This window comes from Larkinella knui, from assembly GCF_003858645.1.
Lineage (GTDB): Bacteria > Bacteroidota > Bacteroidia > Cytophagales > Spirosomataceae > Larkinella > Larkinella knui.
The window spans coordinates 635,008-657,626 of record NZ_RQJP01000005.1; the positions used below are offsets into that span (position 1 = coordinate 635,008).

Annotated in this window: 19 protein-coding genes and 1 tRNA gene; 14 read left to right on the forward strand and 6 right to left on the reverse strand. The window is 50.4% G+C overall.

Annotation, left to right across the window (positions count from 1 at the left end; all coding sequences use genetic code 11):
* The first annotated feature begins 51 nt into the window (after positions 1–51).
* Genes mrdA through EHT87_RS24935 form a run of 3 tightly spaced genes read left to right on the forward strand, consistent with a single transcriptional unit; the run spans position 52 to position 5,367 of the window.
* Positions 52–2,028, forward strand: a complete 1,977-nt coding sequence (gene mrdA, locus EHT87_RS24925; protein ID WP_124909382.1) for a penicillin-binding protein 2 — start codon at positions 52–54, stop codon at positions 2,026–2,028.
* 33 nt (positions 2,029–2,061) lie between these two features.
* Entirely contained in the window at positions 2,062–3,342 is a 1,281-nt protein-coding gene (gene rodA, locus EHT87_RS24930; RefSeq protein WP_262707760.1) for a rod shape-determining protein RodA, read from the forward strand.
* A 39-nt stretch (positions 3,343–3,381) separates the two neighbouring features.
* A complete protein-coding gene (locus tag EHT87_RS24935; protein WP_124909384.1) occupies positions 3,382–5,367 on the forward strand; it encodes a KUP/HAK/KT family potassium transporter in 1,986 nt (661 codons plus the stop codon).
* Here the strand turns inward: EHT87_RS24935 and EHT87_RS24940 are convergent, their stop codons facing one another.
* The 4 genes from EHT87_RS24940 to EHT87_RS24955 all read right to left on the reverse strand — a co-directional run bounded on the left by EHT87_RS24940 (position 5,368) and on the right by EHT87_RS24955 (position 10,996).
* Complete coding sequence (locus tag EHT87_RS24940) at positions 5,368–6,615, reverse strand: sulfite oxidase (protein WP_124909385.1); 1,248 nt, start codon at positions 6,613–6,615, stop codon at positions 5,368–5,370.
* 109 nt (positions 6,616–6,724) lie between these two features.
* Positions 6,725–8,008, reverse strand: a complete 1,284-nt coding sequence (locus EHT87_RS24945) for an adenylosuccinate synthase (protein WP_124909386.1) — start codon at positions 8,006–8,008, stop codon at positions 6,725–6,727.
* 92 nt (positions 8,009–8,100) lie between these two features.
* A complete protein-coding gene (locus EHT87_RS24950) occupies positions 8,101–8,619 on the reverse strand; it encodes a Fur family transcriptional regulator (RefSeq protein WP_124909387.1) in 519 nt (172 codons plus the stop codon).
* 130 nt (positions 8,620–8,749) lie between these two features.
* Positions 8,750–10,996 (reverse strand): RelA/SpoT family protein, encoded by a 2,247-nt coding sequence (locus tag EHT87_RS24955; RefSeq protein WP_124909388.1) that lies wholly within the window; start codon positions 10,994–10,996, stop codon positions 8,750–8,752.
* A gap of 267 nt (positions 10,997–11,263) precedes the next feature.
* Between EHT87_RS24955 and EHT87_RS24960 the strand changes: the two genes are divergently transcribed.
* A tRNA-Leu gene (locus tag EHT87_RS24960) sits at positions 11,264–11,345 on the forward strand.
* A gap of 100 nt (positions 11,346–11,445) precedes the next feature.
* The gene (gene tig / locus EHT87_RS24965; RefSeq protein WP_124909389.1) at positions 11,446–12,804 is read left to right on the forward strand and encodes a trigger factor; all 1,359 of its coding nucleotides are present in this window, start codon (positions 11,446–11,448) and stop codon (positions 12,802–12,804) included.
* Between the two features lie 64 nt (positions 12,805–12,868).
* Here the strand turns inward: tig and EHT87_RS24970 are convergent, their stop codons facing one another.
* On the reverse strand, positions 12,869–13,267 hold the full coding sequence (locus tag EHT87_RS24970; protein WP_124909390.1) for a helix-turn-helix domain-containing protein: 399 nt from the start codon (positions 13,265–13,267) through the stop codon (positions 12,869–12,871).
* A gap of 229 nt (positions 13,268–13,496) precedes the next feature.
* On the opposite strand from EHT87_RS24970, the gene EHT87_RS24975 reads away from it, so the two are divergent.
* The 9 genes from EHT87_RS24975 to argB all read left to right on the forward strand — a co-directional run bounded on the left by EHT87_RS24975 (position 13,497) and on the right by argB (position 21,870).
* A complete protein-coding gene (locus EHT87_RS24975) occupies positions 13,497–14,171 on the forward strand; it encodes a ClpP family protease (RefSeq protein WP_124909391.1) in 675 nt (224 codons plus the stop codon).
* Between the two features lie 105 nt (positions 14,172–14,276).
* Complete coding sequence (locus EHT87_RS24980; RefSeq protein ID WP_124909392.1) at positions 14,277–14,741, forward strand: heme-binding domain-containing protein; 465 nt, start codon at positions 14,277–14,279, stop codon at positions 14,739–14,741.
* A 275-nt stretch (positions 14,742–15,016) separates the two neighbouring features.
* Complete coding sequence (gene clpX / locus EHT87_RS24985; RefSeq protein ID WP_124909393.1) at positions 15,017–16,252, forward strand: ATP-dependent Clp protease ATP-binding subunit ClpX; 1,236 nt, start codon at positions 15,017–15,019, stop codon at positions 16,250–16,252.
* 136 nt (positions 16,253–16,388) lie between these two features.
* Positions 16,389–17,003, forward strand: coding sequence for a hypothetical protein (locus EHT87_RS24990; RefSeq protein ID WP_124909394.1), 615 nt, complete (start codon positions 16,389–16,391; stop codon positions 17,001–17,003).
* Positions 17,004–17,226: 223 nt separating this feature from the next.
* Positions 17,227–17,871 carry a hypothetical protein gene (locus EHT87_RS24995; RefSeq protein ID WP_124909395.1) on the forward strand — a complete coding sequence of 215 codons (645 nt, stop codon included), beginning with the start codon at positions 17,227–17,229 and terminating at the stop codon, positions 17,869–17,871.
* A 152-nt stretch (positions 17,872–18,023) separates the two neighbouring features.
* On the forward strand, positions 18,024–18,752 hold the full coding sequence (locus EHT87_RS25000; RefSeq protein WP_124909396.1) for an alpha/beta fold hydrolase: 729 nt from the start codon (positions 18,024–18,026) through the stop codon (positions 18,750–18,752).
* Positions 18,753–18,973: 221 nt separating this feature from the next.
* On the forward strand, positions 18,974–20,101 hold the full coding sequence (locus EHT87_RS25005) for an aspartate aminotransferase family protein (protein ID WP_124909397.1): 1,128 nt from the start codon (positions 18,974–18,976) through the stop codon (positions 20,099–20,101).
* Between the two features lie 27 nt (positions 20,102–20,128).
* A complete protein-coding gene (locus tag EHT87_RS25010; protein ID WP_124909398.1) occupies positions 20,129–21,076 on the forward strand; it encodes an N-acetylornithine carbamoyltransferase in 948 nt (315 codons plus the stop codon).
* Positions 21,073–21,870: an acetylglutamate kinase gene (gene argB / locus EHT87_RS25015; protein WP_124909399.1), complete on the forward strand. Its 798-nt coding sequence runs from the start codon at positions 21,073–21,075 to the stop codon at positions 21,868–21,870. Before EHT87_RS25010 ends, argB begins: the two co-directional genes overlap by 4 nt.
* On the opposite strand, the gene EHT87_RS25020 is transcribed toward argB, so the two are convergent.
* Positions 21,861–22,409, reverse strand: a complete 549-nt coding sequence (locus tag EHT87_RS25020) for a C40 family peptidase (RefSeq protein ID WP_124909400.1) — start codon at positions 22,407–22,409, stop codon at positions 21,861–21,863. The genes argB and EHT87_RS25020 overlap by 10 nt on opposite strands.
* Positions 22,410–22,619: the final 210 nt, after the last annotated feature.

The following is a 22,619-nucleotide window of genomic DNA, read 5'->3' on the forward strand; positions in this document are numbered from 1 at the left end:
TGTAACTACGTTGGTACGAAATGTGTAGCGAGGATTTAGGGGTAATTAATTATGATTGAGAACAGAAAATACATTGTCATCGGCGTTTTCTGTCTGGTTGGACTGGTCTATCTTTCGCGTTTGTTTTATCTGCAAATTCTGGATGACAGTTATTCGCTGGAATCGTCGAGTAATTCCATAAAGCGGGTCATCGAGATTCCGCACCGCGGTCAGATTTATGATCGGAACGGTAAATTTATGGTTTATAATACCCCGGTTTACGATTTATACGTCACGCCCAAAAAAGTCCAAATTCCGGATACGGCCGCCTTCTGTCATTTGTTGAATCTGGAGCGCACGGAATTTGACAGCATTATGGCGGCTGCGAAAGCCTACTCGTACCAAAAACCGTCTTTGTTTCTCCGGCAACTGTCAAAAGAAGACTTTGCCCGGATTCAGGATGCCCTGGTCGATTACCGTGGATTTGAGCATGTCACCAGTTCGATGCGGACCTATCCGGCCCATACGATGGCCAACGCGCTGGGCTACGTCAGTGAGGTCAGCAAAAAACAACTTGAAGAACAGGAAACGCCTTATTACCGCCAGGGTGACTACATTGGTCGCAGCGGTCTGGAGGAACAATATGAATCGGTACTGCGCGGCCAGCGCGGAATCAAGTTTGTCATGCAGAACGTACACGGCGTTGTGAAAGGCTCCTGGAAAAACGGGGCTTTCGATTCGCTGGCGATTGCCGGAAAGAACCTGTATACGGGTATCGATGCCGAAATTCAGCAGTATGCCGATACGTTGATGCAGAATAAAGTGGGGAGTGTGGTGGCTATCGAGCCATCGACCGGACAGATTTTGTGCATGGTTTCGGCCCCAACGTATGATCCCAATTCGTTATCGAGCCGGTTTTTCTCAAAAAGCTACTCGAAACTGGCTAAAAATCCGTACAAGCCGTTGATCAACCGCCCGGTTATGGCGAGTTACCGGCCCGGCTCTACGTTTAAATTGATTCAGGCCCTGGTGGCTTTGCAGGACGGAGCGGTTTCGCCCGGATCCATCTTTAGCCACGCGGGTTCGCCGATGAAATGCCACTGCAACCGTTCCGGGCGCCTGAATCTTTCCGGGGCGGTTCAATATTCCTGCAATCCTTATTTTTACCACGTTTTCCGCCGTTTGCTGTATAACAACGCGGAGCGCAATACCTTCAAAGCGTCGGCCATGGGGCTTCATCACTGGCACGACATGGTGGCGAAATTTGGTATCGGACAGCGGTTGGGCATCGATCTGCCCAGCGAGTTGAAAGGGAGTTTGCCGGACGCTGAATTATACGACAAACTTTATGGTGAACGGCATTGGAAATTCTCAACCGTTTATTCGTTGAGTATTGGTGAAGGCGAATTGCTGATCAGCCCGTTGAAAATGGCCAATGTAGCGGCTATTGTCGCCAACCGGGGCTGGTTTTATACTCCGCACATTGTCAGTGGAATTGGGAAACCGGGACAGGGAATCGACCCCAAGTACCTCGAAAAACACGACGTCGGTATTGATCCCCAGCATTTTGAGGTTGTTGCCGAAGGGATGCAGGGCGCGGTGGAACACGGAACAACGACGATGGCGGCCAACATTCCGGGCATCACCATTTGCGGCAAAACCGGAACATCCCAAAACAAGAAAGGAAAAGATCATTCTATTTTTGTCGCCTTTGCTCCGCGCGAAAATCCCAAAATTGCCATTGCGGTTTTTGTCGAAAATGCCGGTTGGGGCGGTATTGCTGCGGCTTCGGTGGCTTCGCTGGTAATCGAGAAGTATATCAAACGGCGCGTTGATAATCATGCCCTCGATAAGAAGGTGAAAGAAGCGAATTACCTGCCTGCAATCGTTCCACCCCAAAAACCGGCTCCCAAAAAGTTTATTGAACCGCCAAAGGACAGCGTTGCCAAACCGATGATCGTAAAAACGATTCTTCAGCGGTCCGTACCACCGGTCCCGGCGGAAGCTCCTTCACTGGCATCCCGGCCGGTGACCACCAACGGAAATTAAGTCATAGTTCATCATTCATAATTTATAATTCACTTGGTTTCCCGAGAACCACAAATTACTCAGAACATCGATTGGGTAACACTCATGCTATACATAGCGTGTGTGTTGATGGGCTGGCTGAATGTTTACGCAGCCGTATACAGCCCTGAAACACAAACTAATCTGTTCGATATGTCCACCAACGCCGGAAAGCAGTTGATGTGGATCGGTACGACCGTATTGCTCATTATTGCCATTCTGGTTATCAATTATCGCTTTTGGGATACATTTGCGTTTGTCATTTATGGCATCACCATTCTGATGCTGTTGCTGGTGCTGGTGGCCGGTTCGAACATCAAGGGGTCACGGTCGTGGTTTAAAATCGGGGGTTTTTTGCTCCAGCCCGCCGAATTTGCTAAACTCGGGACGGCTTTGGCACTGGCCCGCTACATCGACTTTCCGAACGTCAACCTGACCAAGCTGAAAGACCAGTTGTGGTGCGCCGGAATCATTGCCCTGCCGGCCCTGCTCATCATCGCGTCGAACGAAACCGGCTCGATGCTGGTTTTTGCCTCCTTCATCATCATGTTGTACCGGGAAGGATTGCCGGGCATTTATCCCCTGATTGCCATTGTCATCGTGACCCTGTTCATCCTGACGCTGATTGTTCCGAAACTGATTTTATTCGGGGTTATTCTGGCGCTGGCCGTGCTGGTTTTCTTTCTGACGCCACGCTATCAGCGTTCGGTTCAGAACGTGCTGGTCATTGGCATCACGGCGGTTTCGATGATTGCCATCGTTGCCGGCGTTGATTTCTTTGTCAACAGCGTGTTGCAGAAGCACCAGCAAAACCGGATCAAGGTGCTGATCAACCCGGCGGCCGACCCGCTGGGTGCGGGCTGGAACGTGACGCAGGCCAAGATTGCCATTGGCTCCGGTCGCCTGCAGGGAAAAGGGTTTCTGGAGGGGACGCAAACTAAACTGGACTTCGTTCCCGAGCAAAGTACGGATTTTATTTTCTGTACCATTGGCGAAGAACACGGTTTTGTGGGGAGTGCGATCGTGGTAAGTTTGTTTGTTTTTCTATTGTGCCGCCTTGTGTTGCTGGCCGAAAAACAACGAACGCGCTTTGCCCGCGTATACGGTTATTCGCTGGCCGGTATTATCTTTTTTCACCTGATGATTAACATCGGGATGACAATCGGGCTGATGCCGGTGATCGGAATTCCGCTGCCATTTTTCAGCTACGGCGGTTCGTCGTTGTGGTCATTTTCGATTCTGCTGTTTATTTTCCTGAAACTGGATTCCCGCCGGGTTGGAATGTTTACGCGGTAAGCGTGAGGATACGTTCCGGTCGTTCGGGCCTACATACCTATGAGCAAACATTCGAATCTGGACAAATTAACGACAGCTGGTTCCCTGGTAGCCGTTGGCATTGTTTTCGGGGATATCGGTACATCGCCACTGTATACCTATCGGGCCATTATTGAAGACCGCGTTGTTACCGAAACACTGGCTTTGGGTGGGGCATCGGCTATTTTCTGGACGTTGACCTTCCAGACCACCCTGAAATATGTGCTGATAACACTCCGGGCCGATAACAACGGCGAAGGCGGTATTTTCTCCCTGTATGCGCTCATCCGGCGGTATGCCCGATGGCTTTTGTTCCCTGCCATTGCGGGTGGTAGCTTCTTAATTGCCGATAGCATTATCACACCGCCTATCTCCGTATCGTCGGCCATTGAAGGGCTCCTGCCCCGGTATCCTGATTTGCCCGTCATCCCCATCGTATTGCTGATCCTGTTTGTTTTGTTTGTGGTGCAACAAGCCGGTACCAAGCGGCTTGGTATCGCCTTCGGCCCCATCATGACGGTCTGGTTCACAATGATTGGTGCTTTGGGCCTGGCGCAAATCCTGCAAACCCCCGCCGTTTTCCGGGCCCTGAATCCCTATTACGCCTACCAGATGATTGCCGGTTATCCCGAGGGTTTCTGGCTGTTGGGGGGCGTTTTTTTGTGTTCTACCGGAGCCGAAGCGCTTTATTCCGACATGGGGCATGTAGGTCGCCGAAATGTTCAGGTTTCCTGGATTTTGGTCAAGTTGTGTCTGATGCTTTGTTACCTGGGGCAGGCTGCGTGGCTCCTGGGCCATCAGGGTTCAAAATTGGGTAATCAGAGCCCTTTTTTCGGGCTGGTACCCACCTGGTTTCTGTTGCCAAGCATTGGAATTGCTACGCTGGCAACAATTATCGCCAGTCAGGCGCTGATTAGTGGAACCTTCACGCTGGTGTCGGAAGCCTTCCGGCTTACGTTGTTGCCCAAATTGCGGATCGTTTTTCCGTCGGATATGCGCGGACAGGTCTACATTCCGGCTTTCAACTGGCTGTTGATGATCAGCTGTTTTGCGGTTGTGCTGTATTTTAAAGAGTCGAAAAACATGGAAGCCGCCTTCGGTCTGTCCGTCAACCTGACCATGCTGATGACCACCCTGTTGCTGGCGATGTATCTACATGTGCGGCATGTCAATCTGCTGCTGGTGGGATTGCTGGTGAGCGTTTACCTTTTTATCGAAGGCAGTTTTCTGGCTGCCAATCTTCGTAAATTTGCCCACGGCGGCTGGGTATCCCTGTTGCTGGGATTCCTGATTATCGGCATTATGCTGATCTGGTATTTCGGTAGCCGAATCAAACGGCGGTTAACCAGCTACGTCAGCCTGCGCGATCACCTGCCGGTTTTGAAGCAATTGAGCAATGACGCAAGCATACCGCCCTACGCTACGAACCTGGTCTATCTGACTTCTTCTGCCAACCCACAACTGGTGGAAGAACACATCATCGATTCCATTCTGGAGGGCCAGCCCAAGCGGGCAGAGGTCTACTGGCTCATCCACGTTGAACTCATGGATGATCCGTATACAACGGAATACGTAATCGATATTCTGGAACCGGAAGAGGTCGTGCGGATTACGTTCCGGCTGGGCTTTCGGGTGCAGCCGCGGATCAGCCTGTTGTTTCGGGAGGTAGTAGAGGAAATGGTTCGCAACCATGAAGTTCAGCTGAACCCTAAATACCGGCCTCTGGGTATGCATCCCAACTTTATTGGTGATTTTCGTTTTATTATCATCAACCGGTTTTTATCCTACGAGAACGAACTGAATACACTCGATACATTGGTTATGAACGGTTATTTCGGTTTGAAACGCATCAGTTTAGCCGATGAGCGGGCTTACGGGATCGATACGCAAAACGTCACAACTGAATTCGTGCCCCTGATTGTGCGCCGGGCTGAGGTCGTGCGACTTCGGCGGGTACTGACCAAACCTTCGGCGACCGGTATTTCACGGACGCATAACGGGTTGTAATTAAACCACCTTCACTGCAATCCGGTGGCAGGCATTGTTGCAGTAGCCTTCCGGATTCCATTGGGGCATAACCATCGGCTGCGAAACACCCGCATCGTCGACAGCCCGCGCCCAGATTTCGTAGTATCCTTTCTGGGGAAGCTTCAGGTCCGCAGTCCAGTGTTGCCAGGCCAGCCGGTTTTTGGGAGCCTGGAGTTTGGTATTTTGCCACGTGCTCCCGAAATCGAATGAAACCTGCACGGTTTTAACCGCACGGTCGCCCGCCCAGGCATGGCCGCGTAAGGTGATCGGCTGCCCCAGATCCACTGTGGCCCCGGTTTTGGGAAAGGTAATCAGCGATTTAACCGGCATGGATTCAATGATTTTGAACTGATCTTCCGGCGGGTCGACGCCCGGCTGAACGGGATTGATCGGTACTTTGTAGCTTTTGCCGGTCATCTTTGCGCCGTCGTGCACTTTGTTGCGCACCGCGATCGTGTGCAGCCATTTGCCCGAAACCGATGCCGGCCAGCCGCCCACCACCAGCCGCAGCGGGTGGCCGTGCGTCAGCGGAATATCCTTGCCATTCATCGCCCAGGCCACCAGCGTTTCGTCTTCCAGCGCTTTTTTGATCGGGACGCCCCGCGAAATAACCGGCTTGGCCGGGTCCTGGCTGATGTGCAGATCTTTGCCGTAATAGCCAATGTAAATCGCATCGTCTTTCAACCCCACATCCGCCAGAATGTCTTTCAGCCGGACGCCGGTCCATTCGGCACAACTTACGGCACCGTCGCTCCACTGATTGCCTGCCGTTTGGGGGGCGTAGCCCGACCGCCCATTCCCGGCGCATTCGAGTACCAACTGGTAGGTATAGGTTTTAAACCGTTTCTTCAGATCGCTCAGTGAATACGTTTTGGGTGCTTTTACAGATTCTCCGTTAATGGTAAGTTCCCATTTTGCGACGTCGATGCTGTCGGGAATCAGGCCGTTGTTGCGAATGAACATTTTATCGGCGGGGGTAACGGCGTCATCGAGCAAATAAGCGGGCGGCTCGACGTTCCACGGCTTATCGTTCAGCACAATCAGATCTTTATGCTTGATCAGCATCGGATTGGGTTCCGCCAGACCCGTTTCCCGAAAAGCAAGCGGCAGGTAACCGCCGGGCATGTGGTCGGCAAAGGCAATTTTAGTACCTAACATACCGGCCATCGTTGCCAGTGTACTTTTTTTCAGGAAACCGCGACGGTTGAAGAGCGATGATCGATCCATTAAATCAAGGAAAAGGATTGGGTTGAATAGTCCAAAAGTAACAAAAAAAGACCCACACAGGGTTTAAATCCTTAGGGGTCTTTCAAAAATGGGTATGACAAACCGGGTGTTATACGACTGCCTCGCGGTGAATGATTGCGCCCCGATCCGGACCGGTCGAGATGAAGCTGATGGGTAAACCCAGTTCCGCTTCTAAAAAGTCAATATAAGCCGCCAGTTCGGTCGGAACTTCTTCATAGGTATGGAAATCGGTCAGCGACGTTTTCCAGCCTTTGAATTCTTTGTAAACCGGAACCACGGCGGTATCACACAAATCGTAAGGCAATTGTTCCGTCACCGTGCCGTCCGGTAATTGATAATGCGTACAGATGTTAATCGTGTCGAAAATATTCAATACATCGACTTTCATCATAATGAGTTGCGACACCCCGTTGATCATGATGGCGTATTTCAGTGCGGGCAAATCGAGCCAGCCACACCGGCGCGGACGGCCCGTTGTGGCACCGAATTCACGACCTTCTGCCCGCATCCGCTCGCCGGTTTCGTCCGACAGTTCGGTGGGGAAGGGGCCGCTGCCGACGCGGGTACAGTAGGCTTTGAAAATCCCGAATACCTCACCGATTTGTCGGGGAGCAATTCCCAAACCGGTGCAGGCACCCGCCGTCATCGTGTTCGAGCTGGTTACGAAGGGATACGAACCAAAGTCGATGTCGAGCAGTGAACCCTGCGCACCTTCCGCCAGCACTTTCTGTCCGGCATTGAGCGCACGATTGACTTCGTATTCGCTTTCAACCAGTTGAAACTGCTTCATGAACTCCACCGCTTCGAAGAATTCAGCTTCCGCCTGTGGCAAAACTGACTGATAATCAAATTGATGGTGATCGAGTGTCGTCTTATGAATGGCAACGAGTTTTGCGTATTTGGTGCCGAAGTTGGGCGACAGGACATCGCCAACGCGCAGACCCTGACGGGCTACTTTGTCCTGATACGTTGGTCCGATTCCGCGGAGGGTAGAACCAATTTTCGATTCGCCTTTGGCTTGCTCATAAGCGGCATCGAGCAGGCGGTGGGTCGGCAAAATAATCGACGCTTTTTTGGAAATGAACAAGTTACGAGTCAGATCGAGCTTGTATTTGGCTAAACCGTCAATTTCTTTCCGGAATACGATCGGGTCGAGAACAACGCCGTTGCCGATGATATTTTTAATGTCCGTCCGGAAAATACCCGACGGAATCTGGTGCAGCACGTGCTTATACCCATCGAATTCCAGCGTATGTCCCGCATTGGGACCTCCCTGAAACCGGGCTACCACTTCGTACTGTGGGGCCAGTACATCCACAATTTTCCCCTTGCCTTCGTCGCCCCATTGAAGGCCGAGTAATACATCTACCATAATAAAAATTTAAAAATGACTGCGTTCATCGAGTTGGTTTTTAGTCGTTGAAACGAAGTGTTCGGGCGTAATTGCCCCGTAATTGTTAGTATTTACGAAACCAGCGGTTGTCCGCCGTGTTCCTGCAGATCCTTTTCCTCCTCGTTTTTGGAACGATTTTCACAATGGTCGCGCTGGCAACTTCCGTAAAAAATCAGCGAGTGGTGCATCACGTTGAATTTCAGCATGTCGCCCACCAGCGTCTGGATATTCTGCACGCGCGGATCGCAGAACTCCATCACCTGGTGGCAATCCGTACAGATGATGTGGTCGTGCTGTTTGTAGCCGTACGATTTTTCGTATTGCGCCAGATTTTTTCCGAACTGGTGTTTGGTTACCAAATCGCAGTCAACCAGCACATCGAGCGTGTTGTAGACCGTTGCCCGGCTGACCTGATACTTTTTATTTTTCATCGAGATATAGAGTTCATCTACATCAAAATGATCTTCGCGGTTATAAATCTCTTCCAGAATAGCGAAGCGTTCCGGTGTTTTCCGCAGGGCTTTGCTTTCTAAATAAGCCGTGAAAATTTTCTTCGCGGCATCGAGGTTGGCTTGTTTCGCTATAGGCATAACTTCACATTTATGAATTCAGGAGTTCGGCTTGTGAGGTTTGAAAGAATGGTAATAGCCTCTTTGTGAGGTGTTTAGAGCCCAAACTCTTCAACGCATAAATTCCTGAACTCGCTAAAGCAGTACAAAATTAATCAAACCGGGCTACTTTCACGACTCCATCCACTTTTTCGAGTTTTTTCATCAACTCTTCGAGGTGGCGCGTGTTGTGAACGTATAACTTCAGGGTTCCTTCAAAAATTCCGTCTTTCGAGTCAATCGTAATCGACCGGATATTGATGTGCAATTCGTTGCTGATAATTTTGGTCACATCGTTTACCAGACCCACGCGATCGGTGCCCGTAATCCGCAAACCGGCCAGAAAAGCCAGGTCGCGCTGTGAAGTCCATTTCGCTTTAATGATCCGGTTGCCGTGGTTCGACATCAACTCGACGGCGTTGGGGCAGGTGGTCCGGTGAATTTTGATGCCTTCATTGACCGTCACAAACCCAAAAACGTCGTCGCCCGAAATCGGATTGCAGCACTTCGCCAGCGTGTAATCGATGCGGTCCATGTCTTCACCGATCAGCAGCATATCGGCATCCGCCCGCTCACCGTGGAGCTTTTTCAGCTCTTTTTCAAACTGTTTCCCGTCCTGGAGGGTGTCGGTATTGAGTTTGTTCTGGCGGTTTTCTTTCGCTTCCTTATCCGACTTGAATTTTTTAAGTTCCTGAACGTCAATGTGTCCCTTGCCAACGCGGTAGAAAAAATCATTGGACGTCTTCGAACCAAAATAGGCCCGAAGCTGATTGAGCACTTCGTTCGTCATTTCCAGACGAAGCGTTTTCAACTTTCTCGCAACCGCTTCGCGCCCGTCCGTGATGTGCTGTTTATTTTCCTCTTTGATGAGGTCTTTGATCTTGGTCTTGGCCTTCGACGTAACCACAAACCGCAACCAGTCTTCATTTGGTTTCTGCTTGTTCGACGTAATAATTTCAACCTGATCGCCATTGTTCAGCACGTGGCTGAGCGGCACCAGCGTCGTATTGACCTTGGCCGCCATACACCGCGCCCCGATCTGGGTGTGAATGTCGAAGGCGAAATCCAGCGCCGTGGCACCGCGCTGAAGAACTTTCAGGTCACCTTTGGGCGTAAAAACAAAGACCTCCTCACTGTAGAGATTACTCCGGAAATCGTCTAAGAACTCGATCGCACCGGTTTTCTCGTTGCTGGCCGATTCGAGCATTTCGCGCACCTGACTGATCCAGGTTTCGATACCGCGCCCGGTTTGGGTGTCGTTTCCCTTGTATTTCCAGTGAGCCGCGTACCCTTTTTCGGCAATTTCGTTCATGCGGGCTGTCCGGATCTGTACTTCAACCCACTGGCCGGCTTTACTCATGACCGTCGTGTGCAGCGACTCGTAGCCGTTGGCGCGGGGGGTGCTGATCCAGTCTTTCAACCGGTCGGGATTGGGCTTGTAATGATCGGTCACGACCGAATACGCCTGCCAGCAGCCGGCTTTTTCGCTTTCGGGCGGTACGTTCAGAATAATCCGGATGGCAAACAGATCGAAGATTTCCTCAAACGGTTTTTTCTGTTTACTGAGCTTGTTATAAATGGAATAAATGGACTTGGGACGCCCTTTTACCACGAAATCATAGCCCATTTCTTTCAGATCTTCCTCAATCGGCTCAATAAAGCGGGCGATGAAGCGGTCACGGGCGGTTTTGGTTTCCCGCAGTTTGCGGGCAATGTCTTTATAAGCTTCCGGTTCGGCGTATTTCAGATACAGATCTTCCAGTTCCGATTTAATCGCGTTCAATCCCAGCCGGTGGGCCAGCGGAGCGTAGATGTAAATCGTTTCGGAGGCAATTTTGAGTTGCTTGTCGCGGGGCATCGAATCGAGCGTCCGCATGTTGTGCAGCCGGTCGGCCAGTTTGATCAGAATTACGCGCACATCGTCCGACAACGTCAGCAACATTTTGCGGAAGTTCTCGGCTTGCTGCGACGTGCCGTACTCAAACTTTCCCGAAATCTTGGTCAAACCGTCGATGATCCGCGCCACCTTCGGGCCGAAAAGCCGGTCGATGTCGGCAATCGTCATGTCGGTATCTTCGACCACATCGTGCAGCAGGGCCGCCACAATGGAGGTGGTGCCCAGGCCGATTTCTTCAACGGCGATCTGGGCGACCGCCAGCGGGTGATAAATATACGGTTCGCCCGACCGCCTGCGCATGCTCTGATGAGCTTCCAACGAGGTATTGAACGCCTTTTTGATCAATTTGGCGTCATTATCCTTTAACATGGGTTTTGCTTCCCGCAACAACCGGCGGTAGCACTTTAAAATTTCTTTACGCTCCTGCTCAAGGTCAATGACCGGTTCAGCCGTTACTTCCATAAGGGTGTATTCTTCTTCTTTTATACGCTACTCTATCGCTTTCACCTGCCCGATATACATTAATATTAAAAAACTGACTCAGCAAATCAAAGGAATAGTTGTAAAAAATAATACTCCTTCGGTTAGAGGTTGTACAGTACAGAAATCATTTGTACTTTTGCAGGCCAAAAAATAGTTTAGGAGCGGCAACGAAGACCGATTTGAAGTGCATCCATTCCGGTGAAGCTTTAAAACCGTAACGTTTACCTTCACAAACTAATTTTATTCGCGGGCGTGGCGAAATTGGTAGACGTGCCAGACTTAGGATCTGGTGCCGCAAGGCATGGGGGTTCGAGTCCCTCCGCCCGTACAAAATGATGAAAGAGTGAAAGAGTGAAAGAGCGAATCGGATTCGATACGGATTACACTCTTCCACTCTTTCGCTCTTTCACTCTTTTAATACGTATACTGTGGAAATTGCATTAGAGAAATCGACGGAAACCAACGCTTCGCTGAAAATAAAGCTGTCCAAAAGCGATTATCAGCCGGAAGTAGACAAGAAATTGAAAGATTATGGCCGTCGCGCCAGCATCAAGGGATTCCGTCCCGGCAAAGTGCCTACGTCGTTGATTCAGAAGATGTACGGTAAAAGTGTACTGGTTGAGGAAATCAACGAATTGTTGAAAAATACGGTCAGCAATTACATCCGCGATAATAAATTACAAGTGGTTGGTGACCCGTTACCCGACCGCGAACAAGCCGACGCCATCGACTGGGACGGCCAGAATGAGTTTGAATTCAATTACCACCTCGGTTTAGCGTCTGATTTTGAAGTTGACTTTGATGCTTTACCGCCCGTGCCGTCTTATGTGATTGAAGCGGGTGAAACGGAATTGAATTCGACTATCGAGGAATTGAAAACCCGGTTCAGTGGCCAGACGCACGTTGACGAATCGGCGGAAGGCGATATGATTTATGGGGAATTGAAACAGGAGGGAAAAGAAGACGGCGAAGCGTTTGCTACGAAAACCGCCTTCCCGAGCAAGCAGATTGCGGCCGAAGAATTGCCGAAATTTGTTGGCCTCAAAAAAGGCGATACGGTGACCTTCGATATTCAGAAAACCTTTGTCGACGAAAAAGCCCGCGCGCTGGCCACCGGTTTGAAGCGTGAAGAAGCCGCCGAACTGGAAGGCGAATTTACGTTTACCGTCGAGGATATTACCCGGAACGAACCGGCCGAAATCGGTCAGGAATTTTTCGATAAAGTGCTGGGTAAAGATGTCGTTGAAACCGAAGAGCAGTTTCGGGAGAAAGTACTGGAAGTAATCAAAGGGAACTACGCACGGGAGTCGGCTACACTGGAACGGCTTGATATTGAGCAGGCTTTGCTGGATAACATCACCATCGGGTTGCCGGACGATTTTCTGAAGCAATGGTTGTTGACGAGCAACGAAGGCAATGTGACCGAAACCGAGGTTAACGAGCAATACGATGCGTTCGCCCGTTCGGTGAAACTGCAGCTGATCAAAAACAAGATTGCCAGCGAGAACGAAATCAACGTAGCTTATGAGGACGTGCTGAACGTGACGCGCGGTATGGTTCGCGAGCAGTTTGGTTTCTACGGGGATGACGAACAGATGAATCAAAGCATCGACAAAATCGCCCAGCAATACCTGATGGACGAGAAAGGCGAAAACTACATGAAAATGTATAACCGCATTTCCGATGATAAAGTGATCGAATTGATCAAAAGCAAATTGACACTGGAGCCCAGAACGGTTTCCGTGGAAGAATTTAAAGAATTGGTAAGTACCCGCCAACCGGCGTAACCAGCCCGTCGGCGGTGTTGAGTATCAAATCGGGTTTTAATTTCTACCCTATCAACGGTGGGAATTAAAACCCGATGCGGTTTCGGTTGGTCGGTGGAACCAGCTGGCGGACAACTTCCACCAGCGCCATGTCTTCGGCTTTTCGCTTCCAGTAGGCCACTTCCATTCTGAGTTTTTCGATCTCCAGGTCTTTGCGTTCCCGCTCGGATTTTAGCGTTTCCACCTGATGGACCACTTCCGCCGGATACAGTTCCTGCTGGAGCGGGAGTTCTCCCGAGAGCAACTGGGCTGCGGTGGTGCCGAGTGCCGTGGCAATTTGCTGCAAACGCGAGATCGTTAAATCAGTTTTTCCGCGTTCGATGTCACCGAAAGCGGTGGTAGAAAGGCCCAGCATATCGGCCATATTTTCCTGCGAATAGCCTTTCTGTTGGCGCAGTAAACGGATTTGGGAACTTATGGTCATGACGTCTCAAGAAATTCTGATAATATAATAAGTCAAACCGACTATCAAAATCGGGTTTGATTGTCCATTTTTGTATCGTAACAAAGACGAAGGGGAAGTTGGTTTCAAAACCGGTTTTCAGTCTCAGGTCCCGATCGTCTTTGAAAAAAAGAGTGAAGGCTGACAACCGGATACTAGAGAGTCCGTTAAGTTTGTATTTTCGTTGCGCTAAACAGAAAGAATAATCAGTATGAATCAAGGAAATGAATTCCGCAAATTTGCCGTTCACCACATGGGTCTGAACGGGTTGACGGTCGATGGTTACATGAACCATACCGTTGAAAACATGACCCGCTCCGTCATTGAAGAACGGCCGATGAACTTCCGTGAAGTCGACGTTTTCTCCCGGCTGATGGCCGACCGGATTATATTCATGGGCATGGGTGTTGATGATAATATCGCCAACATCATTGTGGCTCAATTGCTTTTCCTGGAATCCGCCGATCCGAAGAAGGATATCCTGATGTACATCAATAGCCCGGGCGGTTCGGTCTATGCCGGTTTGGGAATTTATGACACCATGCAGTATGTACGGCCCGACGTGGCAACGGTTTGTACGAGCCTGGCGGCATCGATGGGTGCGGTATTGCTTTGCGGTGGCGCTGCCGGAAAACGCTCGGCGCTGCCACATGCCCGGGTGATGATTCACCAGCCATCGGGTGGAGCCCAGGGCCAATCGGTCGACATCGAAATTACCGCCCGCGAAATTGTGAAACTTCGCGATGAATTGTACGAAATCATCGCCCTGCATTCCGGAAAAACGAAAGAAGAAATCGAAAAAGATTCCGATCGTGATAAGTGGTTCCGGGCTGAAGAAGCGAAAGAATACGGCCTGATCGACGAGGTATTGCGTCGGGAAAAATAAAATCAGCGGAATTTCCTCCTGCAGACGGGAACGGTCATCGACGGTTCCCGTTTTTTTGTAATCGGAAAGTCAGTATTTTTAGCATCGCAGTTAACTAATCCTCTTATGAAGAAAAAAGTACTCATCGGCATTCTCGTCATCCTGGTTGGGATTCAATTCATTCGGCCTGACAAAAATGACGGCCCTGCGGATACCCCTCAGGACATTACCCATTTTGTGCAAGTGCCTGATTCCGTGACGACAACCCTAAAGCTGGCGTGCTACAACTGCCATTCCAACCATACGGATTATCCCTGGTATGCCAACATCAGCCCGGTGAGTCTGTGGCTGGCTCATCACATTGACGAGGGAAAAGACGAACTTAATTTTTCCAATTTTGCCCAGTACGACAAAAAACGGATGGATCATAAACTGGAAGAAGTAGCCGAAGAAGTGGAGGAAAGCCATATGCCTTTACCCGCGTATACCCTAGTGCACCAGGATGCCAAACTGAGCGAAGCGCAGAAGCAGCAGTTGATCGAATGGGTTAAAACGGAGCGGGCCAAACTGGGCGTTATACCCGAAAAATAAAAAGTTTACGGAAAACCGGTGAAACCGGAGATGGAACCTTTCGCTTTCTGATGCGCTGCGATCGATGCTTACTGATTTGTAAGCATCCTAAAATACCGCGTTGGCTCCGAAGGCCGCCAATCCGTAAAAGCACGCAACCGATTTTTATAGTATATTTGTTCTGGTACGACTTTGTTCCTCAAACCGGTCCTGCTTTTTATCCATTGAACCGGAACCCGGTTGCTCAAACACAACGTTAAGCAAAACGCGATCTAAATCGTTTACAAATATTTTTTATGCCACAAGTGAGCTGTTCGTTCTGCGGACGACGGAAAAACGAGGTGACCCTCCTGCTGTCGGGTATTGATGCCCATATTTGTAATTTCTGCATCGAGCAAGGCCATCAGGTGGTGCTGGAAGAGACCAAGCCCAAACGGTCGAATCCGGAAGACCGCCCGAACTTCAACCTCGTCAAACCGATGGAGATGAAGAGCTACCTCGACCAATACATTATTGGCCAGGACGAGGCTAAAAAAGTGATGACTGTTGCCGTTTATAACCACTATAAACGATTGATGCAGCCGCCTTCAACCGATGAAATCCAGATTGAAAAATCGAATATTGTGATGGTTGGTGATACCGGAACCGGCAAAACATATCTGGCCCGTACCATCGCTAAAATTTTGCAAGTTCCTTTCTGTATTGCCGACGCAACCGTAATTACCGAAGCGGGCTACGTGGGTGAAGATGTAGAAACCATCCTGACGCGTTTGTTGCAAGCCGCCGACTACAATGTCGAAAACGCCGAGCGCGGTATTGTCTACATCGATGAGATCGACAAAATTGCCCGCAAGTCGGACAATCCATCCATTACCCGTGACGTGAGTGGCGAGGGCGTGCAGCAGGCCATGCTGAAATTGCTCGAAGGCTCGATTGTCAATGTGCCGCCCCAGGGCGGACGTAAACATCCCGACCAGCGGATGATTGCGCTCAATACTGAAAATATCCTGTTCATTTGCGGGGGCGCTTTTGACGGCATCGACCGGCACATCGGAAAACGCGTCAACGCCCGGCCGATCGGCTTTTCGGGGGGGCGTCGGTTGAACGATTCGCTCGAGCGGGCGCATTTGATGCGCCATGTTTCGGCGCAGGACCTGAAATCATTCGGTTTGATTCCCGAGCTGATTGGTCGTCTACCGGTATTGACGTATCTCGAACCACTGAGTTCCGAAGCGTTACGCCGAATTTTGACCGAACCGAAAAACGCCATTACGAAACAGTATGCCAAATTGTTTCAGATGGAAGACATTCAGTTGTACTGGGATGATCTGGCGCTCGACTACGTGGTCGATCAGGCGATGGTCTACAACCTGGGTGCCCGGGGGCTTCGTTCCATCTGCGAGTCGATCATTACCGATGCCATGTATGAACTCCCGTCAACCAAGGAAGTCAAGGAATTAACCATTACCATCGACTACGCCCGGGAGAAATTTGGCAAGTCGTCGCTGCACGTATTGAGGTCAGCGGCATGACCTGACGAATCGGGATCAGACGCGTTGCTGATCCCGATTCGTCAGATTTTTTTTGGGAAACAGAACAAATACGCCTTTGAGCAGTTTTGGATACGAAGCAACCTTCATGCTTCTTCAAAACACCAATAGCATTCGTATGAAAACTTCTTCCCAAAACGTGTTTTACGCGTTGATCGCCACAGTTTTATTCAGCGCCTGTAGCCGCCCTTATGCCACGTATCAGAAAATGCCCGTTGAGCATTTTTCGAGCCAAAAAGTAAAAACCGCCCCGGTTGAAGCGCCCACGGTGGTCAGCACTCAGGATGTGGCCGTCACTACTCCTCAGCCACAACCCCTGGCAGCCGCTCCGCAACTTGCGGACATTGACAAGGTTCAGCAGGCTGTTGATCAGGCCGTTGCCAGTAGTACTAATAAGGTGGCTGCCAATAAGTTGCAACGCCGGATGGCCCACGTACGGTCGTTGCTGAGTTCGGAAGCGAGCCAGTCTACTACTGCATCGGAGAAGGCGAAAGTTGCCAAAAAGCCTAATCTGGCCGAGCGGCTGATGCTGAAAAATGTCGACAAGAAGATTAAAAGAGCCCTGGCACCCAACCATCCCAACGCTCCCAAAGCCGTTAATGTGTTTGTGACGGTGGGTGCGATTGTGGCCCTGGTCGGTTTAATCATAGCCCTGGCCACTACCTCCAATGCCATTGGGTTTACGCTCCTGGTAGTCGGTCTTGTTCTGCTGCTGGTCGGCTTGATTGTATAACGGTAATCGTTTTGTGAAAAGGCCCGGTTTTCAAAAACCGGGCCTTTTAGTTATTCTGGCGTAAAATGACGCTTTTTTTGTGCGCTGGATAAAAAAGTCGATTCCCTATCGACTTTTTTACAAAAAACAGGTTCAACTTTTGCAAGGCTGATAATCATTCTGCTTTTTTGCCCATTAGTTACAACGAATACACAGTATTAATCTAATCTCCATTTCAAATTACATGAGAACACTTTCCAAACTGGCAGTGTATTCACTGCTTTCTACCGCGTTGTTCAGTGCTTGTAGCCGTCCGTACGCAACCTACCAGAAAATGCCGGTTGAACGTTTTGGCAGCCGTCAGGAAGTTCCGGCCGTTCAGTCAACGGTATCAACGAAGGAAGACGTAGCGGTGGCAGCGGTAGAAACCCCGGCTGTGACCCCCGCCGAGCAGGCAACTCCTCTGACAGCTGCTGCTGCACTGAAAAACGTTGAACAGAAATTACAGGAAACCGTAGCTCGCAACGACAATAAACTCGCTGGCAACAAAAAGCTTGAGAAGCGGATGGCCCGTGTTCAGAGCCTGCTGGCCGAAGCGAGTGCGAAGGCGGCAACATCGACCGATAAAACAACTTCTTCAGCCGTGACCTCTACGCACAAAATGAATTTGGCGGAGCGGATGATGATGAAGAAAGTCGACAAAAAAATTAAAAATTCACTGGCACCGGACGCGGCAAAAGAAATGAGCCGGACGCTCCGGGCGGGTATCGTCATCGCCATCATCGGGTTAATCTTATCGCTTCTGGGCGGTGTTTTATCGCTGATTGGTGTTTTGATGCTCATTGCCGGTCTGGTTCTGATCCTGGTCGATGTGCTCGCTCAGGCCTAGCATCCCGTAAACGCAGTCAAAGGCCGGATTGTAAAACGGTCCTGGTCGCTCAAATAGTTGGCGTAGTGATCGGCCCTCGGGCTGGTTACTACGCCAAACTGTTTTTGTGACTTTCGGGTTAGTACTATACACCTTTTTAAATCAGTTGAAAAATGAGCGATAAACCGGTCCTTGTGCTGATTCATGGTCACGGCGTGGATGCTTCCATCTGGAACCCTTTGCAGGACGGTCTGACTACCGAATACCGCATTGTCAAACCTGACCTTTCTGAACTATCTAGCCACGAGACGATTGAGGCCTACGCGGAGGAGTTGTTTAGTAGGGTGCAACCCGCTAATCAACAGCCGGTTGTGCTGGTCGGGCATTCGATGGGCGGGTATATTGCGCTGGCTTTTGCTGAACTCTATCCCGAACTCGTTGGCGGATTGATACTGCTCAATTCGACGGCTTTTGCCGACAATGAAGATAAAAAACAAGCCCGCCAGAAAGCCGTTGCGCTGATGCAGGCGAATGGTTCGCGGCCCTTTATCGAACAAACCGTTCCCAAGATGTTTGGGGAATCATTCAGTAAAGGCCATCCCGATGAAATTAAACGCTATGTGGAGCGGTTTTCAGAACTGCCGTCAAACGCCCTCATTGCGGGCGTAAAGGCCATGGCTTCGCGACCGGACCGCGTCCACATCCTGCAAAATGCTTCGTTTCCGGTACTGATCATAGCCGGAAAACAGGATCAAATCATACCGTTTGAAAAGAGCCAGGAGTTGTTTGAGTCGGTTTCCACGGCACAAACCATTGCGTTGGAAAGTGCCGGTCATTTGGGTATGGTTGAAAGCCCGGACGACGTTTTAAGGGCCATTCAAAATTTTGTGGCTCCTCGTTAAGCCTATCGATGTCTTTTTTCTTTCGGTTGGCTTGCGCTCCTGATGGTGGGCAAGCGATCAGCGGATCTACAATCCGGCCCTTCGGCACTCCATTTTATAAAAAGCAGGTAATCAGACCCGTTTTTTACATTTTTAGCAAAGATTTACCGCCAGAATGCGTAAAATTGCAGGCTAATTAGGAATCATCTTAAAGTAAGTAATTCGCATAATCCAGGTTCAAAATGCTTTTCAACGTATATCCTCTCTACGACATCGAACCCATTCGGGCGCAGGGCAGTTATTTATGGGACACCAAAGGTGACCGTTATCTTGATTTATACGGTGGTCACGCGGTTATTTCGGTAGGACATACCCACCCAAAATACGTCAGGGCGTTGACGGAGCAGTTGAACCGGATTTCGTTTTATTCCAATTCGGTCCGGATTCGGCAGCAGGAAGAACTGGCTGAAAAACTGAGCCTCATGGCGGGTTATCCGGACTACGCGCTGTTTTTGTGTAATTCCGGGGCCGAAGCCAACGAGAATGCGCTGAAACTGGCTTCGTTTCATACAGGCCGCAAAAAAGTGGTGGCGTTCACCAAGTCATTTCACGGGCGCACCGCCGGTGCGGTAGCGGTTACGGACAATCCGGCCATCGTGGCGCCCATCAACTACAACGACCACGTTTCCTTCCTGCCTTTCAACGACATCGCAGCCGCTCAGGCTGGTATTACCGACGAAATCTGTACCGTCATCATTGAAGGAATTCAGGGCGTGGGCGGCATTCAGGTGGCAACCGATGAATTCCTGCAAGCCCTGCGTCAGAAGTGCGACGAAACGGGCACGATCTTGATTTTAGACGGTGTTCAGTGCGGGTATGGCCGTTCGGGAAAATTTTTCTCCCACCAGTTCAGCGGTATTACACCGGATCTGATTACGATGGCGAAGGGCATGGGCAACGGTTTTCCGATTGGTGGCGTGCTGATTTCGCCCAAATTCAAAGCGACGTACGGGTTACTCGGAACCACCTTCGGCGGAAACCATCTGGCCTGTACGGCCGGGATTGCGGTATTGGACATCATGCAGGAAGAGGGACTGATCGAAAATGCGGCCCAAATCGGCGATTATATTATGGACGGTGTCCGTCAGATTGGCGGTTATAAAGACCTGCGGGGCCGGGGTTTGATGATCGGCATCGAATATGATTTCCCCGTCGACTCACTGCGAAATTCTTTGCTGTTCGAACACCGCATCTTTACGGGCGTAGCTGGTAAAAATACCATTCGGTTGTTGCCCTCGCTGGCGTTGGGCCGGGTGGAAGTGGATCTGTTTCTGGAAGCGTTGAGCAAAGAAGTGCGCGTAATTTCTTAACCGCTTTAACCTGACTTTGCTACAAGAATGACCAATTTTTTAGCGTACGACGACGTAACTGATTTGAATGCCCTCATTCAGGAGGGCCTGAATGCCAAACAGAATCCTTTTGCCGATCAGGCCCTGGGCCACAACAAAACCATTGGCCTGATCTTCTTCAATTCCAGTTTGCGTACCCGAATGAGCACCCAAAAAGCCGCTCAGAACCTCGGAATGAACGTAATCATGATGAACGTGGGGCAGGATAGCTGGGGACTGGAGATGGAAGAAGGCACGGTTATGAACGGAGATAAAGCCGAACACGTCAAGGAAGCGGCTGCCGTTGTTGGGAAATACTGTGATATCGTTGCCGTCCGGGCCTTTGCCGGCTTGAAAGACCGGGAGCAGGACTACCGAGAAGTGGTGATGAATCAGTTCAAAAAATACGCCGGGGTTCCCATTATCAATCTCGAATCGGCTACCCGGCATCCTCTGCAATCGCTGGCCGACTGCATCACCATCGAAGAATTCAAAGTGCGGAAACGTCCTAAAATCGTGCTGACCTGGTTGCCGCATTTCAAACCGCTGCCGCAGGCCGTTGCCAACTCGTTTTGTGAGTGGATCAACCACACGGATGCGGAGTTTGTGGTAACCCATCCCGAAGGGTACGATCTGGCTCCGGAATTTGTCGGTAACGCCCGGGTGTCCTACAACCAAAACGAAGCTTTTGAAGGAGCCGATTTTATTTACGGTAAAAACTGGTCATCCTACCAGCACTATGGGCAGGTATTGACACAAGATCCGTCGTGGATGGTGACGATGGATAAAATGCGCCTGACCGACAACGGTAAATTCATGCACTGTTTGCCGGTTCGGCGAAATATGAAAGTAACGGACGAGGTGCTGGACAGCCCGCAGTCGCTCGTTATCGAACAGGCCGCCAACCGCGAATGGTCGGCGCAGGCCGTATTGAAAGGCGTATTACAGAGTTTATGAAAAGCCTCATTATCATAAAAATAGGCGGTAACGTCATCGATAATCCCGACGCGCTGAAACAGTTTTTGACTTCGTTCCGTGGTATTTACGGTCACAAAATTTTGATCCACGGGGGTGGAAAAATAGCGACCCAGGTGGCCGAAAAACTGGGAATACAGACCACGATGGTCGATGGTCGCCGGATTACGGATCAGCCCATGCTCGACGTGGTAACGATGGTGTATGGCGGTCTGGTTAACAAGCAGATTGTCGCTCAGTTACAGGCTATTGGCGTCGATGCCATCGGACTCACGGGAGCCGATGGAAATACCGTGCTGTCGAAAAAACGGGCCGTTGGCAACATCGACTACGGCTTTGTTGGTGATATTGAAGAAGTAAATTCCGGCCAGATTCAGTATTTTATCCGGCAGAACCTGGTCCCGGTTTTTGCCCCGTTAACCTACGACCGTTCGGGAAGTTTGCTGAATACCAACGCCGACACGATGGCATCGGCCATTGCGGTCGATATGGCCATTCGCAACGAAACAACGTTGGTCTACTGTTTCGAGAAGAAAGGCGTTCTGGCGGACCCGAACAATGAAGACAGCGTACTTGCTGAGTTGACCCCCGAAAGTTATGCCAATTACAAAAGCCAGGGTGTTATCAGCAAAGGCATGATTCCAAAGCTGGACAATGCGTTCAGCGCACTCGAAAAGGGCGTCAGGAAAGTCATTATCTGCCACGCCAATCAGGTAGCCGAAGCCGTGAGTGGGAGTGGTGTCGGAACGGTTTTAAGTTTGGGTACTCAGGAGTGAACCACCCGCCGGATGCCGACGTAGCGCTGTTGGTAGTAACTCGCGTGCAGCCAGTCGTAGCGCACCCCGCCGTTCCAGGCCGAATGGATAAATTTGATGCGGTCGCCCACAATTTCGACAATCATGCCGACGTGGCCAATGTGACTGCTGCGTGAACTGTGGCCTTTGAAGAAAATAAGGTCGCCGGGCTGGGCTACTTCCTGATCGATTTTGACACCGACATTGCCCTGGGCGGCACTCGAATGGGGCAGCGTGATCCCGAATTTACTGAAGCAAAACCGGGTAAAACCGGAGCAATCGAAGCCGCGGGGAGACGAACCGCCGGAGCGATACCGCGAAGAAATGTACTTTTTGGCGTAACCGAGGATGTCGTGAACCAGCGGAATGCGATCATAAAAAGCCGTTTCATGATCGGTGGTATCGGCCCGAATGGCGCGGGGTGCCGGATGCTTTTTAACGATTCGTTTTAGCGGGCGATGGGCTTGAGCAATGCCAAACGAGACAACGCAAAGCGCCGTCAGGAGCACTTTTCTAATCATAAATTAGTAGGTCAAGTCAAGTTTCGATTCCTAAAAATAGAACCGTTAACTAAAAAGTCCAAACAATTTACTGTTTTTTACACCCTGGTAACAAATAAAAAATGGAAGGCATTTGGAATTGAAAGGGCGTAAGAGGGCCTGTAATTCGCTGAGGGCAAGTGCGTTTTAGGGTTCGTTAAGTCTATAAAAATGGAGGATCACTTTATCCGG

Excerpts from the sequence above, each read along its gene's own strand:
- EHT87_RS24935 (WP_124909384.1), top strand. The coding sequence starts at position 3,382 with ATGAGCAAACATTCGAATCTGGACAAATTAACGACAGCTGGTTCCCTG.
- EHT87_RS25010 (WP_124909398.1), top strand. The coding sequence starts at position 20,129 with ATGACCAATTTTTTAGCGTACGACGACGTAACTGATTTGAATGCCCTC.
- EHT87_RS25020 (WP_124909400.1), bottom strand. The coding sequence starts at position 22,409 with ATGATTAGAAAAGTGCTCCTGACGGCGCTTTGCGTTGTCTCGTTTGGC.
- clpX (WP_124909393.1), top strand. The coding sequence starts at position 15,017 with ATGCCACAAGTGAGCTGTTCGTTCTGCGGACGACGGAAAAACGAGGTG.
- EHT87_RS24995 (WP_124909395.1), top strand. The coding sequence starts at position 17,227 with ATGAGAACACTTTCCAAACTGGCAGTGTATTCACTGCTTTCTACCGCG.
- EHT87_RS24955 (WP_124909388.1), bottom strand. The coding sequence starts at position 10,996 with ATGGAAGTAACGGCTGAACCGGTCATTGACCTTGAGCAGGAGCGTAAA.
- mrdA (WP_124909382.1), top strand. The coding sequence starts at position 52 with ATGATTGAGAACAGAAAATACATTGTCATCGGCGTTTTCTGTCTGGTT.
- EHT87_RS24950 (WP_124909387.1), bottom strand. The coding sequence starts at position 8,619 with ATGCCTATAGCGAAACAAGCCAACCTCGATGCCGCGAAGAAAATTTTC.
- EHT87_RS24975 (WP_124909391.1), top strand. The coding sequence starts at position 13,497 with ATGAATCAAGGAAATGAATTCCGCAAATTTGCCGTTCACCACATGGGT.
- EHT87_RS25005 (WP_124909397.1), top strand. The coding sequence starts at position 18,974 with ATGCTTTTCAACGTATATCCTCTCTACGACATCGAACCCATTCGGGCG.
- EHT87_RS24980 (WP_124909392.1), top strand. The coding sequence starts at position 14,277 with ATGAAGAAAAAAGTACTCATCGGCATTCTCGTCATCCTGGTTGGGATT.
- EHT87_RS24970 (WP_124909390.1), bottom strand. The coding sequence starts at position 13,267 with ATGACCATAAGTTCCCAAATCCGTTTACTGCGCCAACAGAAAGGCTAT.
- EHT87_RS24945 (WP_124909386.1), bottom strand. The coding sequence starts at position 8,008 with ATGGTAGATGTATTACTCGGCCTTCAATGGGGCGACGAAGGCAAGGGG.
- EHT87_RS25000 (WP_124909396.1), top strand. The coding sequence starts at position 18,024 with ATGAGCGATAAACCGGTCCTTGTGCTGATTCATGGTCACGGCGTGGAT.
- EHT87_RS24940 (WP_124909385.1), bottom strand. The coding sequence starts at position 6,615 with ATGGATCGATCATCGCTCTTCAACCGTCGCGGTTTCCTGAAAAAAAGT.
- EHT87_RS24990 (WP_124909394.1), top strand. The coding sequence starts at position 16,389 with ATGAAAACTTCTTCCCAAAACGTGTTTTACGCGTTGATCGCCACAGTT.
- argB (WP_124909399.1), top strand. The coding sequence starts at position 21,073 with ATGAAAAGCCTCATTATCATAAAAATAGGCGGTAACGTCATCGATAAT.